The following is a 14,386-nucleotide window of genomic DNA, read 5'->3' as shown; positions in this document are numbered from 1 at the left end:
CCCTGCCTCCCCGCGCCCTACCCCTCTGCCTCTTCTCATATTCCATAAATGAAGTTACTGCTAAGAAATATTAAAATTTCGGTTACAATAAGGCTGCATTAACTTTGATCGCAGCTGGGCGCAATAACATAACATGAAAAACCCACACTATAAATTTGTGGGTGTTATTATTGCTTTTTCTTCCAACAATAAGCTGCTGTCACCTTGGTATCACTTTGCCTAAACCGGAATTCTCATTAGAGAAAGTCTGGCTCTACAAGCTTCCTGCCCAAGTGGGTATAAAAGGAATCAAGCCTCTGTCTAAGAGTAGCAAACGTGGTTAATGCTAAGTAATTACCCAGAGTGACAGTGACAACAAAAGTAGTCCCGGCGGCTTTTGGCTTAGGGATAGCGGGTATTGCAGTTTGCCCATTCCGATTAAAATCGGGAAAAGTAGCTTAGGGATATTTGTCCGTAAAATTACTAACTGTAGACAAATACTGGTTTTTGAATCAAGCAACCTAACCTATGCCAGCGAATTCCTGGCCCGAAGAAGATTCTTATCAAGAGCTTGATCCGCTCAACTCCTTGTTGTCTGACCTATCAGTAGATGAGGAGTCAGTGTTAGAGACAGATCCTATGTCTCTACCATCCCGGTTTCAAGGTCGTAGAGGCAAAGCAGCTCTAGTCTTGACTATCGTCTGGAGTGGCACGATCGCTCTACATTTAGTTTCTTGGGCTTCCATATTTATTCTAGGACTGACCACCATTCTAGGATTTCATGCCTTGGTGGTCGTGTTTACTAAATCCCGTCGCTATCCAAAAGAAATACAGGGAGATTTGCCCTTTGTATCTGTATTAGTGGCTGCGAAAAATGAAGAAGCAGTAATTGCAAAATTAGTCAAAAATCTTTGTAACCTGGAATATCCAGGTGGGCAGTATGAAGTATGGATTATTGACGATCACAGCAGTGATAGCACGCCACATTTATTAGCAGAACTAGAACAGAAACACGAGCAACTGAAAGTATTAAGGCGTTCAGCAGAAGCTAGTGGCGGCAAATCAGGGGCGTTAAATCAGGTGTTGCCTCTGACAAAGGGCGACATCATAGCAGTATTTGATGCTGATGCCCAAGTGACACCAGATTTGCTGCAACAGGTAATACCTTTATTTCAGAGAGAAAAGGTGGGGGCGGTGCAGGTGCGAAAAGCGATCGCCAACGCTAAAGATAATTTTTGGACTAAGGGGCAAATGGCCGAAATGGCCCTTGATACCTGGTTTCAGCAACAGCGCACTGCCCTTGGTGGTATTGGCGAACTGCGGGGTAATGGTCAATTTGTCCGGCGTTCAGCCTTGGAAAGCTGCGGTGGCTGGAATGAGGAAACTATTACCGATGATTTGGATTTGACAATCCGCTTGCATTTGGATAAATGGGATATTGAGTGTGTTTTCCATCCAGCAGTGCAAGAAGAAGGTGTGACAAATGCGATCGCACTTTGGCATCAACGCAACCGATGGGCAGAAGGTGGTTATCAACGCTATCTGGATTATTGGGATTTAATTCTCAAAAACCGCATGGGAACGCGCAAAAGCTGGGATTTGCTGATTTTTATGCTGATTATGTATATCTTGCCTACAGCAGCTGTCCCAGATTTGTTGATGGCGATCGCGCGTCATCGTCCACCAATGTTAAGTCCCATTACAGGCTTGTCCGTTACCATGTCGATGGTAGGGATGTACACAGGTCTAACGCGCATACGTCAAGATCAGAAATTCTCACTTTCAACATATCTTCTGATGCTAGTGCAAACCCTGCGTGGCAGTTTATATATGTTGCACTGGTTAGTTGTCATGAGCAGTACTACTGCCCGGATGTCGGTAAGACCAAAGCGCCTAAAATGGGTGAAAACTTTGCATACGGGGCATGTGGAATAGCCCCTTTGGGGAATTAAAAATTAAAAATTAAAAATGCAAAATTATTTTTGGTAATTTTGCATTTTTTTATTCATCATCAACTTCTGATTCTTCTACCCACTCAGGTGTAGTTATGGAATCGGAGAATTCTGTTGAATCCTCAGTAAAACGGATAATTTGTCCGTTGAAGAATTCTGCTAGACGTTGAGCTGCGATCGCAACTTCATCAATTTCCCAATCAGGTGCGGGTGTTCGCTGTGGCGGTGGAGGCAAAGTTTGCGCCCCATTTCTATTTGCCCCATTTCCATTTGCCCCGTTTCCATTTACCCCATTTCCATTTACTCCATTTCCATTTACTCCATTTCCATTTACTCCATTTCCATTTTTTGCTAGCGGCTCGGTTCTTAGTGGCGCTGGCGTTGCTGGCTGTGGTACTGGCGCTGGAGAAATTTGCTGGTTGTAACTAGGAGTAGCTGGTTGCTGAACGCGACTAGAGTCTTTTGGCGGAGGATTTTTTTTAGCTGAAGTAGAGTTTGAAGAAATTCCTTTTTCTATATTTATCTGGATTTCACGCTGGAAAGTCTGCTGGAAAGCTGCCGTAATCATCGGTAGATAAGATTTACCCTTGTCATACCATGCCTGTTTGATAGCAATTCGAGCCATAACACCGTCGAACTCTATAAGTTGGCTCATTTGACGCAGCATTTCTTGCCTTGATTTTGGCTGGAGGTTAGCCAGCACCTGTTGCCAAACCTGAGTTAAATCATATTGTGCTTCTCCAACAACTTCTGATGTTACTGCTTCAACGCTCGCAGGCAATACGGTTACAGGTTCTGGGGTTGGTGGTGAAACTGAGTTAGGAGCAGAATTGTGATTTGTTTGCTGTTCAACTGCGCCAGATGAAGTGACAGGCTGATTTTGGGCAATCGCTACATGATGGTTTGTAGTCACTGAGCCTTGTCGAAGTGTAGAATTATGATTTGTTTGCGGTTCCGCTACCGGTAAAGAAGAGACTGCATGATTTTGGGTAACTGCTGGAGGATAGCTTGGAGATACAGCAGGTGGGTTAACTCGCGGCGCGATATTTGGAACTTGTGGTTGAATATTTGCCGTCGCACTGGGTAACAATCCTAGTAATGTTACTTCCAACCATAAACGCGGCTGGGTGCTGTTTTTAATTTGTACTTCAGCTTTTCGTAGGTGTTCCTGTCCCGCCAAAATCATGGTCATATCGAAGTATTGAGCAAACTCAACCAACGCCGTCCAGGTTTGCTGAGTACAAGCAACCAAATCGTGGCGGTTGGGTGCTGTTTTGGCTATGAGTAAATCGCGGTAGAATGCAGCGAGATTTTGCAGAAGAGTTAGGGGTTCTCGACCACGATCAAGAATTGTGTGGGTACTGTCAAGAACTGCTTCGGGTTTATCTTGAGCGATCGCATTTAGAAGTTCCAGCAAGTCCTGTTCGCTTACCGTCCCGACCAAATCCCAAACTCTATCTGGTGTCACTTCACCCGCTAACAAACCCAATTGATCGAGCAAACTTTCGGCATCTCGCAACCCTCCCTGAGAAAGTTGGGCTACCAGGGTTACAGCTTCGGGTGAAATATAAATGCTTTCTTTAAAGGCGATCGCACTTAAATGCTTAACCATCACCTCTAATTGAATACGTCTAAAATCAAACCTTTGACAGCGCGAAATAATCGTTGGTAACACCCGTTGCGGGTCTGTTGTCGCCAATACAAAAACTACGTGTCTCGGTGGTTCTTCTAGGGTCTTAAGTAGCGCGTTGAATGCCTGAGTACTGAGCATGTGGCAATTATGTACCAAAAGCCCGTTTGCTACAAAGTTATGATTATCTGCTACTTCAATGTCATAAACTCGCTCAACCCCAGCGAGGTGAACAGATTCGACTGTCTCCAAACTTGTAATCCATCGAGGGAATGGAATATTGTTTAAGGTCTGCGAGCCATTTTCTACTGGTGCTTGCGCCCATCTGAATGTAGTGGTATGTTTTGCCTGTACTACTTCTGGTATAAAACTTTGTTGCGGCTGAATATCCCATTGCTGTAAGCCAACTGGCGATAAGTTGATTTTCTGCGCCGGAGAATCCTTCTGTATGCAATTGAATTTGTGGACTTCCTTGTGGACTGAGACTGAGTGAGCCATCATCCATGTACCACCAAGCAAGTCCTTCTGGGGTAATTCGATTAAGCCAGTCCATAGAGACGAGCTTTTTATCCCCATTTGGTTTAACGATTTCCCAGACATCTTTGAGTTGGGGATGACAAGCGGTGTTACAGGTAACTGATATGTTTCCGTATCCTTTGTTACCTGTAATTCGCAGTTTTGGACGCAATTCTTCAAGGCGATAAGCTTTGTATTCCAACCATTCTTGCTGCTTTTCTGAGTGTGTCCAACACAATCTGGGGAATCTGCTGTATTTATTGGGATAACTGATAGAGCAATCTCCAAGTAAGGTTCCGTAGATAAGTCCAAGTGCGTTTGGCTGGATAACTGCCGCATCCGCAAGGAATTTTTCTGTTCTAAGTTCCCAGATTCCGTGTCCTTTTTTATATGGATGTTTTTCCCAACGAGACTGGATGCTGATGATTCCTCGTCCTTTTTTTTGTAAAAAGGTTGGGATATCGAGCTTTTCTCTGCACCCGCAAGCACAGAAGGGTCGGAGTAATTCGGCTTGTTTAAGGATAGATTCCAAGTCGTATGATTTTTGCCCAGATGTATTGCCTTTAAATTGGTGTCCCCTAACAAATCTTCGGGTGCGTCCATCGATACCAAATTTGTAAATGAGGATGCCGCATCCACATTCACAGGGGATAGTATCTTCACTCCTTCTTTTACGTCCTTTGCTTGTAGCCATCCCTGATTTGTCCTAATTAAATGATTACCCGTACATCTAATTTCTCGATTAGTTGTTTTGATAACCAGGGTTTGTCTTTCCCCTTGATCTAACCACCTGACAACTTTCTTGAATTCCCACTTACCTAATGAGTCGTTGTAACTCAGAACCTTCTTGTCTTTAATTTTGGGATCATCAATTCTTTGAAGTCCCTCATCAGTCAAAACCAGAGAATCTCCAGTTAGGCATTCATCTATTACATAAACCTTGTAACGACACTGCACAGGGGCAAACTGGGCTTTTTCAATCAACTCGCGGATATTATCGACACCAGTGTTACTAGCAGCATCGATTTCAATTACATCTAAGGCGTAACCCTTGGTGATTCCTTGACAAACATCACACACGCCGCAGGGTTCAGCAGTGGGCCGATCGCTTTTGAGACAATTGAGAGATTTAGCTAAAATCCGGGCACTAGAAGTTTTCCCCGTACCTCTTGGCCCTGTAAATAAATAGGCGGGGGCAATTTTGGATGTGCCGATCGCATTCGTGAGGGTTGTAGCGATCGCCTCTTGTCCCACCAGTTCAGCAAAACTTTTGGGGCGATATTTGTGGTGCAGGGGTTCGTAAGACATGGAAAAATAGACTTCAATGCCTTTCAACGTTAATTAGTAGCACCGAGTCGAGTTTGGGATTCAATTATTTTAAACTCTCGTACCTGCTTTGTTTATCGATGTTGCCATAGCGCTTACACTCAACTAATGCCGTCAATTTTGGCACTCAGGAAAGCAAGCAACTAGATCATAATTCTTTACTATGATTTCAACATCAATGTATCGGAATTATAGCATAGCATTTAGTACATTTGTTCTCATCAAAAGTAGGAAGTAGGGAAAAAAGAACTAATGACAAATGACAAAGAACTAACGCTATAGTCCAGTGCGATCGCTACAATTTTAGGATAAGCAAAACTCGATGGTGCAGCAGATGCTCAAGCGGCTATTTCAATGGCTCAAAAAGCTTTTTCAGAGCTTGTTCGGTGGAAAACAGAATGTCTCAAAATCTAGGGGGAATATCCCAAAAGAACCAGCCCCACCCCTAAGCGATACGGATCTGGAATTTCTCTTCACCGAGCTGTTGCAAGGAGTACATCAAGCACGAGGGGAAGCCTGGGCACAAAAGTGGCTGCATAATATTGAACATCGGATTACAACTGAAGATTGGGTTCAGTGGTTAGGGCGCTTTGGTGAAAAATTGCTAGCATCACCGACACCGAATAACGAAATAGCCGCACGGTTAGTACAACTCGGTGAGTTGGACATTGGAGAAATCGGAGATGTTGCCCATAGTATTGGAATGCAGTTATTGACGCGCAATCAAGGCGAACCAATTTGGGAATATGAAGGGCCAGACGCTTTTAGCACGACTTTACAATCTGAGACAACCGCCCCCATATCAGAGTCAGTAGATGCGCCAGAGAATTCCCCAGAGGGAGAATATCAAACTGTCACCTTAGAAGAGTTGTTTGTAATGTTGCAAGAGGATGAAAACTTACGCCAGCAGATTGCTCAACAGCTTGCCGTTGAGACAGATGATCCACAACTGCTTGTCCAGGCATTGATCAATCAATTGTATCCTGCTGGTCAATCGACTACAGAGCAAACAGAAAATTAGTCGAATCGAGAATTGTAACGTTGTAATGCTTTACTCTTGAATTTTGGTATATTTTTTGCTAACCTGCGACGGAAGCGCTGTCCCGATCTAATGGATTTTTACGTAATTGATGATTTTTTTAACACAACGATGGCTACAATCTAGAAAAACAAAATCCAATAGTGTGGCAGATGCTCAGGCGGATATCGCAGTCGCTTAAAAGGCTTTTAAAGCGCCTCATTGAAAGTAAGCAGGCTAGTTCTCTCAAGGGTGCGAGAGGACACAATCTGGTGGAGGTACTACCAGAACTAACCAATGCTGATCTGGAACAATTGTTTATCCAATTGTTAGAAGGCGTGCATCAAGCACGAGGACGACAGTGGGCATTGAGGTATCTGCAACGGGTTGAAAATCGGATTCCGGCTGAACGCTGGATAGATTGGTTGGTGATGTTTGGCGAAAGCTTACTAGCTTCACCTGCACCGAATCCTCTTTTAGCATCACAAATGGTGCAATTGGGGGAACTTGGTGTTGGCAGAATTGGAGATGTTGCTTATGACATTGGCATCCGCATGATGCAAAACTCACCTATACAGATAGAGGATGAGGAGAATTATCCAGAAGCGGGCTTAGAAATTACTCCTGAACAATATGGGGTAGAAATCGCTCCTGGGGAAGAACTGATCGGCAATTTAGGCGAGCAGTTATGGGAGCATGATGAGCCAGATGTCGTAGAAATTACTCCCGGGGAAGAACTGATCCGTAATTTAGGCGAGCAGTTATGGGAGTATGATGAGCCGGATGTCGTAGAAATTACTCCTGGGGAAGAACTGATCCGCAATTTAGGTGAGCAGTTATGGGAGTATGATGAACCAGATGTTGTAGAAATCACAACCGATGAAGAAATTATCCCAATTTCGCCTGGGCAAGAGCTAATTCGTAGCTTAGGTGAGCAGTTATGGGAATATGATGTGCCAGCTGTTGAACCAATCACCTCAGCATCTGAAAATGTCTCTTTTGAGGAAAGATTCACCGAAAATTTAGAGGAACTGGTATTGGAGTATGAAAGGGAAGAAGCCCAAGCCACAATACTCGAAAATCTCCCTCTCCCCGCAAAGGAAGATTCAATCACCTCATTAGCCCAACTGAGGTTCGATGATGAAGAAGTTGTTCAAAGTACAACAGGAGTAAATCTCCTTTCTACTAGGCCAAGAAGTGAATTAACACCTTCTCCCTCAGTGGAAAACTGGGATAGCGCTTTGACAAATTTAGAGCCAAATGTAGCTAATACATTAGATGAGTTGTGGGTGAAATTGGATCAAAGTACCAATTTAGTCCAGCAACTTGCTTCTAACTTGGCAGTTCAAAGCAGTAATTCTCCCGGTATTATTGAGCGACATAGCGATAATCCGATTACCAACGCTCAAGGATGGTTTTACCAAGGTCTAAGCCAAGCGAAAACAGGTGATTTGTTAGGCGCGATCGCATCTTACGATCAAGCTATTGAACTTCAACCAGAAGTCTCAGAGTATTGGTTTAATCGAGGCTTGACACTGTTCCATTTAGAACGTTTTGAAGAAGCGATCGCATCTTACGAAACCGCCATAGAACTAAAATCCGACTTCTACAAAGCTTGGTACAACCGGGGTGGAACTCTCGGAGAATTAGGATATTTTGAAGAAGCGATCGCTTCTTTTGACAAAGCTATAGAAGTCAAGCCAGACTACCAAGAAGCTTGGTCTAGCAAGGGTTTGGCGCTACTGAAGTTAGGTTGGCTACCAGAAGCTATTTATAGTTACGATCAAGCACTGCATTTGGAACCAGAAGACCAGGAAAATTGGTATCACCGAGGGATAGCCCTAGCTGTAGGCGAACAATTTGCAGAGGCGATTATATCCTACGACAAAGCCTTAGAAATTAACCCAGAGTACCACGAAGTTTGGATAGACCGGGGTGTAGTGCTGTTTAATTTAGGAAGGTGGTCAGAAGCGATCGCCTCCTGGGATAAAGCCCTTTCAGTTCAAGCCGACTTCTACTTAGCTTGGTACAACCGAGGTATAGCATTAGACAACTTAGGTCGTCGCCAAGAAGCGATCGCTTCCTATCGCCAAGCGATTGCCATCAAACCCGACTTCCACCTAGCTTGGTATAATCAGGCAGTAGCGCTGTTTTATTTAGAACAATTTGCCGAAGCGATCGCTTGTTATGATCACGCTTTGGAAATTAAACAAGATTATTGGGAAGCTTGGATTGGTCGGGGAACTGCGATCGGTAATTTAGTAAATTCTGACGCATTGCTGAATTTGTCGAGTAATATAACGGCGGCAAATCCCGCCCTACAACAGGGCGGCTACGAAGGAAAATTAGCCAGCTACGAAGAAGGGTTAAAACATCTACGGACAGATACCCATCCAGAAGGTTGGGGTAGATTGCATTTAGCGATCGCTAATACTTATTACGATCAAGGCAAAAAACATCCCAATCCTCGCGATTATTGGCGCAAAGCTGCATCTGAGTACCATCAGGCTCTGTTAACCCTGACACTAGAATATTTTCCCCTGTTCCACCTAGAGGTTTTGCAATCTCTCAGCAAAGTACTGATGGGTTTGGGACAAACAACACAAGTTCAAGAATTGCTGCAACGCGGTACAGATTTATTGCGACAATTGCTGAGTGAAGAAACTCGCTCAGACGAAAGTAAAAAACAGCTAGCTTTGAAATTTGCAGGCTTTGATCAATTGGCAGTTGATTTAGCAGTAGAGTCTGGTGATTTAGTTGAGGCTTGGGAAATTGCTGAACAAGGCAAAAATGCTTGTTTGAACTGGCTACTTTCGGGCTGGAATAATAATATTTACTCGCCCTATTATGGTGCAATTCAACAACTATTTAATCCTACAACAGCAATTATTTACTGGCATATTAGTCCAGTCGCCCTACATACTTTCATTCTCAAAGACCAAGCGCCATCACCGATTCTCCTGTTTACACCCATGCAAGATACAGGGGCAATACCTTTAGGAGAAGACGCTATTCGTCTCAATGAATTGCCGCTACCTGAAGCAGTGCAACGCCTAATTGAATTTGAAACTTGGCTAGAAGATTGGCATCAACAATACCAAGAATATCGCACCACAGCCCAAGACAAAGAAAGTAAAAGCCAGCATTCTTGGCGAGTGGATATGGAACAGAAGCTAGTGCAGTTGTATGGCATCTTGAATATTTCCACAATTGCCCAAGAACTCGAAGGCATCACCCAACTGGTTTTAATTCCTCACCGCGACTTGTACAGATTGCCCATTCATACCCTTTTCCATCTTTCTTCCCCATCCCAGGAAGAGTTGCCGAATGTGGAGTCTAATTTCACCGTCACCTATTTACCTAGTGCCCAAATAGGTTTATCAATAAGAACTGAAGATATTTGGCAATGGCAAAATCAGTTATTGCTCAGTGTTGAACATCCTGAAAGTGCAGGTTATCCTCCACTAAAATTTGCCAAACTCGAATCTGAAGTTGTGAGCCAGATGTTCAATAATATCCAACGAATTCAGGGAGCAGAAGCTACAAAAAATATTGTTGAAAATGCCTTGTTTGATAATTACAACATTTTTCATTTTACAGGTCATGTCACTAATAATTTAGCTGAACCCAAAAAGTCAGAATTAGCATTAGCAGGTGAAGAAAAACTGACTCTAGATGAAATCTATCACCAAAATCTATCAACTTACAACCTGATTACTCTCTCTGCGTGTGAAAATTTAAGTACTAGTAACCACACTATCAGCAGTGAATATGTGAGTTTAGCCAGTGGTTTTGTAAGTCAGGGTGTGCCTCATATAGTTAGTACTCTCTGGAGTGTAGAATCTTCAGCTAGTGCCTTGGTAATGATAGAGTTTTATCGGAGATTACAGTCTAATAAATCAGCAGTTACTGCCTTAGCGGAAGCAACACGGTGGCTGAAAGAACTAACTGCTGGAGAACTAACAAAATGGTATGAAGATATTTTGAATAATCTGCATCCTGAAGAATTACGCATTCAAACTTATTTAGCGACGCAACTATATAGAAATAGTAAAATGGCATCAGATAAAAATCTTTATAATCATCCTTACTACTGGGCAGCATTTACGATTACGGGTAAGCCTAATTAATACTTTGAGGTAGGGGCAATTCATGAATTGACCCTACCTCAAAATTTTTACTTTTAGTTTATAAACCTTTGAATTAACCTCAATCTAACTCTCTGCGTCCTTCCAATGCCCTTGCCAGGGTCACTTCGTCGGCGTATTCCAAATCACCACCTACAGGCAAACCAAAGGCAATCCGCGTCACCTTGGTAAACGGTTTCAGTAGCTGACCTATATATAGTGTTGTTGTTTCCCCTTCTACACTCGGACTAATTGCCAAAATCACTTCTTGAGGTTTTTGCTGATTTACCCGTCGCTGCAAAGCCAGTATATTCAACTGTTCTGGCCCAATTCCATCAATTGGAGAAATTACCCCACCTAAAACGTGATATTTGCCTTTGTATTCGCGGGTTTTTTCCAGCGCAATTACATCGCGGGGATCTGCTACGACACAGATAGTATTGTTGTCACGGTTAGCATTGCGGCAGATTTCACAGACAGGTTCAGCAGATAAGTGGAAGCAAACAGAACACAAGCCTATCTGTTTTTTGGCTTCAATTAAAGCTTGTGCCAAAGCTTCTACTTCTGCTTCTGGACGCTTCAAAATATGCAAAGCCAGTCTTTGGGCAGATTTAGGGCCAACTCCCGGCAGGCGTTGCAATTGCTCAATTAACCGTGCTAAAGGGCGTGCGTAAACCGTTGTCTTATCTCCAGAATGTTTTACTTTAACTATGATGACATTTTTCAGGTACTTCCATCTGTCTGGTATGGCGTTTATTATGGAAGCTTTTGAGCCTATCAAGTTGGCGAGGTTAACTGTGAAGTGCGATCGCTTACTTTAATCAATGTAAAATTTAGTCTGTAATTTAGTTGCCTAGTAAATACACGCACATACAAATATTTATGTGTATATTTTATTTACATCTGAATAATTTTTATTTATTGGGGTGATAGCTATTTTGTAGAAGTGGCTCACATTCAACAAAACAATACGTTTGATTTTAGACAATTAATCTAGCAATGACACCTTAGCGTAGCGAGGCAAAGTCCAGCCAAATTAAATTTTGCATCTTCCGAAATAGCCTATTTCAGAATTGTATTTAAAATGTGTAACCTCAATTAATTCAAACAAAATAGATGAATTGTTGATTGAGTATTCTCAGGAGTTTATGTTAGAAAGAACACTTGTACTTACTTTGATCGGTATGATTAGTCTGCAATATTCATCCAATTTATTCAGATAATCATCCAAAAAATAGATTAGTACATCTTTTAAGTTGCACGAATCTAACAAACAAGCACGATTTTATACATTAATCTATCTCCTATGATTGCCCTAACAAAGACATTATTAAAAACAGTATCAGAACCAGAACAGCTAGAGAATATTGATTTACTTAACTCAAAGCGAGCTAATTTTTTACAAGAAGTAATTGAAGGCTTAGAAGACGGTATATTAATTTTAAGCCAAACTGGTGAATTAGTACATAGTAATGCGTCTGCTAATCGCCTTTGTTGCCAATTCAATCAAGACAATTTTAACCCGAATTTTGTACCGCCAGCTATCTGGAATCTTTGTGAATCTTTACTCAGTAGCCGATATTTGTTTTCTGATAAACTTCTGATTTTGTCGGATGAAATTGTACTTGATAAATCAAATATTTTTCGGATTAGGGTGAGACTGCTAGATTTAGATGGGTTTGAAGTGCCTTGCTTATTAGTTACTATAGAAAACCAATATGAATCTGTAAAAAATGTAGCACTCACTGAAGTTAAAAAATTTGACCTTACGCCACGAGAAGCGGAAATTTGGTTTCTCTATAGAAGTAACTACAGCTACAAAGAAATTGCTATGAAGCTTTACATCACCATAAACACCGTGAAGAAGCACATGAAAAACATTCACACTAAGCGACAAGCAAGCTTTTCTGATAATTGAATGATAGGACGGTAATAAAAATCGATTCGTAAAATTCAATAGATTATTAAATTATTAACCTATTATCCACAAACAAGTATTTTATGAATCAATCTTTGATTGTTCTTTAAATAAAAAATACTAGCCCTTGCTTTCATACAAGGGTAGTTATTTTAACCTCTATCCTGCCTAATTTTAGTGTTGATGCAGATTTTAACTAAGGAGAATCAGGGGTTTTTTGCAGACGTAATAAGGTATTGTAAACCTGCTGTTTTAAAAGATCGTTATTTTGTAGTTCTATAGTGATTTTGTTAAACTGATCAATGCTCAAACCATTATCTTGAACAATTTTTTGAGAGTTATTACAGTAATTTACTGCGATATCTTGAGCCTTTCTCGGAAGACCGTTTATGCTGTTAGAATCGTTACAAACAATTTTGGGAACTTCTCCATTGCCAATCAGGTTTTTAATAGTTTCAAAAGCCTTTTGACGTGCTGGTTCCATTGCTAGCACTGCTTGAGCGTAGCTGTCAATTTGAGTATTGTTAGCTATTGGTGATGCAGTTTGACCATAAGCTTTTGAATTAACTGAAAAAGCGTTGGAAATGACACTCGCAGTAGCGATCGCGCCGAAAAAGAATGATTGGCAAAGGATTCGCTTTCGGCTGGATCGGGAAAAGAAATTGGAAATTTTATTCATATAGTGTGTGACACAAAACTACATCAGGGATATTATAAGAACTTTGAATTATTTTCGGAGTTGGAAGTTCCAGCAACTGTTCAATACATCAAGTTTTTATATTTGATTGTCAACTTCCTTGGCATACTTGACAAAGTTCGATGACTTTAGTCTGAAAGGTTGACATTTCTGATGCTCCTTGCTTAAGGCTCACTTCTAATTCCAATAGTAGAGGTAAGCAGGAGATTAACTGTTGCACAGAAAGCAGTTTGATTTCTTGTTGTAAGAAGTAGATCCGCTTGGGATTACCGATATCAGCAGCACTAGCGATCGCTTGTTGGTTGCGCTCACCACTTTCTATCATAATCTTGACCCATAGCCAGGTGCGAAATTGTCCAATCAATGTGGCCACTATCCGTAATCCCGGCTCGGAAGCATTGATCATATCTGCCAAGGTTGTCAAAGCTTTCGCTGTATCTCCTATTCTGATTGCTGCTGCTAATTGTAAACTATTTTGAGTAGTATTTCTTACTAACTTTGTAACGGTATCTACGTCTAAAGGCTTATTGCTACCGTGGGCATATAACCGTAATTTCTCTATTTCATTGTAGAGCAATCGCGTATCATTTCCGACGGATTCTGCCAACAGTTGGGCAGTATTGGCAGTCAGTTTTACGCCCACAGTCTGGGCTACTTGATTAACAGATTGCACTAGTAATTCGGTTTTCCAAGGGGGGATGAGGGGAAATTCTCGGAATTCGGTAGCAAATTGTTTTAACAATTTCGTGGATTTGAGGCGTTCATCTGGCTTGTTGCGGCTGCTGAGTAATAAAAATGAGTTTTCGGGAATGACAGATAGCGATCGCACCAGTTCCGCTAAGACATTCTCTGGACAGTGCTGACACAGGGTTGTATTTATCAGCCATACCAAGCGCCCACCAGCGCCGAAAGTGGGTGTCATCACCTGATTTAACCCCTGGATAGCAGCATCAGCTTGATCTGGGGTGAATGCAGTGTAATTAAAACTTATCCAATTGGGATCGAGAACGCGATCGCGCAAAACAGCGATCGCCTTTTCCATCGCAAAATCATCTTCACCCCAGTAAACATAGATTGGCATAGATAAACCCCTCACCGATGGGCATTGGAGAAGAATTCTTAAAACTTTTAACTCCTAACTACTAACTTCCTCAGCCTCAAAAACTAAATACTTTTAAAATCATTCTCTTATTCGGGGTAATTTTCCCTAAAATCTATCAAGT

Annotated in this window: 8 protein-coding genes; 4 read left to right on the top strand and 4 right to left on the bottom strand. The window is 41.9% G+C overall.

What is annotated here, in order from left to right; all coding sequences use genetic code 11:
• The first annotated feature begins 507 nt into the window (after nt 1–507).
• Nucleotides 508–1,914: a glycosyltransferase family 2 protein gene (locus tag G1O98_RS05045; RefSeq protein WP_163927566.1), complete on the top strand. Its 1,407-nt coding sequence runs from the start codon at nt 508–510 to the stop codon at nt 1,912–1,914.
• A 66-nt stretch (nt 1,915–1,980) separates the two neighbouring features.
• On the opposite strand, the gene dnaX is transcribed toward G1O98_RS05045, so the two are convergent.
• The gene (gene dnaX, locus G1O98_RS05040) at nt 1,981–5,385 is read right to left on the bottom strand and encodes a DNA polymerase III subunit gamma/tau (RefSeq protein ID WP_163927565.1); all 3,405 of its coding nucleotides are present in this window, start codon (nt 5,383–5,385) and stop codon (nt 1,981–1,983) included.
• 352 nt (nt 5,386–5,737) lie between these two features.
• Between dnaX and G1O98_RS05035 the strand changes: the two genes are divergently transcribed.
• Both G1O98_RS05035 and G1O98_RS05030 read left to right on the top strand, forming a co-directional pair.
• Nucleotides 5,738–6,424, top strand: a complete 687-nt coding sequence (locus tag G1O98_RS05035; RefSeq protein WP_167306182.1) for a hypothetical protein — start codon at nt 5,738–5,740, stop codon at nt 6,422–6,424.
• Between the two features lie 170 nt (nt 6,425–6,594).
• Nucleotides 6,595–10,551, top strand: a complete 3,957-nt coding sequence (locus tag G1O98_RS05030; protein WP_163927563.1) for a tetratricopeptide repeat protein — start codon at nt 6,595–6,597, stop codon at nt 10,549–10,551.
• A gap of 79 nt (nt 10,552–10,630) precedes the next feature.
• Here the strand turns inward: G1O98_RS05030 and recR are convergent, their stop codons facing one another.
• Nucleotides 10,631–11,260, bottom strand: a complete 630-nt coding sequence (gene recR, locus G1O98_RS05025; protein ID WP_148220441.1) for a recombination mediator RecR — start codon at nt 11,258–11,260, stop codon at nt 10,631–10,633.
• A 594-nt stretch (nt 11,261–11,854) separates the two neighbouring features.
• Here recR and G1O98_RS05020 point away from each other — a divergent pair.
• The gene (locus tag G1O98_RS05020; protein WP_163927562.1) at nt 11,855–12,466 is read left to right on the top strand and encodes a LuxR family transcriptional regulator; all 612 of its coding nucleotides are present in this window, start codon (nt 11,855–11,857) and stop codon (nt 12,464–12,466) included.
• Nucleotides 12,467–12,662: 196 nt separating this feature from the next.
• Here G1O98_RS05020 and G1O98_RS05015 read toward each other — a convergent pair whose 3' ends face one another.
• Together G1O98_RS05015 and holA are read right to left on the bottom strand one after the other, a co-directional pair.
• Nucleotides 12,663–13,145, bottom strand: a complete 483-nt coding sequence (locus G1O98_RS05015) for a DUF4168 domain-containing protein (protein ID WP_163927561.1) — start codon at nt 13,143–13,145, stop codon at nt 12,663–12,665.
• A gap of 109 nt (nt 13,146–13,254) precedes the next feature.
• Entirely contained in the window at nt 13,255–14,244 is a 990-nt protein-coding gene (gene holA / locus G1O98_RS05010) for a DNA polymerase III subunit delta (RefSeq protein ID WP_163927560.1), read from the bottom strand.
• Nucleotides 14,245–14,386: the final 142 nt, after the last annotated feature.

Origin of the sequence: Nostoc sp. UIC 10630, from assembly GCF_010747425.1 — a bacterium.
Classification (GTDB): domain Bacteria; phylum Cyanobacteriota; class Cyanobacteriia; order Cyanobacteriales; family Nostocaceae; genus Nostoc.
Note: the sequence above shows the minus strand (reverse complement) of the source record. Positions and strands in the feature narration are given on the sequence as shown.

Excerpts from the sequence above, each read along its gene's own strand:
- G1O98_RS05020 (WP_163927562.1), top strand. The coding sequence starts at position 11,855 with ATGATTGCCCTAACAAAGACATTATTAAAAACAGTATCAGAACCAGAA.
- G1O98_RS05035 (WP_167306182.1), top strand. The coding sequence starts at position 5,738 with ATGCTCAAGCGGCTATTTCAATGGCTCAAAAAGCTTTTTCAGAGCTTG.
- G1O98_RS05045 (WP_163927566.1), top strand. The coding sequence starts at position 508 with ATGCCAGCGAATTCCTGGCCCGAAGAAGATTCTTATCAAGAGCTTGAT.
- dnaX (WP_163927565.1), bottom strand. The coding sequence starts at position 5,385 with ATGTCTTACGAACCCCTGCACCACAAATATCGCCCCAAAAGTTTTGCT.
- G1O98_RS05015 (WP_163927561.1), bottom strand. The coding sequence starts at position 13,145 with ATGAATAAAATTTCCAATTTCTTTTCCCGATCCAGCCGAAAGCGAATC.
- G1O98_RS05030 (WP_163927563.1), top strand. The coding sequence starts at position 6,595 with ATGCTCAGGCGGATATCGCAGTCGCTTAAAAGGCTTTTAAAGCGCCTC.
- holA (WP_163927560.1), bottom strand. The coding sequence starts at position 14,244 with ATGCCAATCTATGTTTACTGGGGTGAAGATGATTTTGCGATGGAAAAG.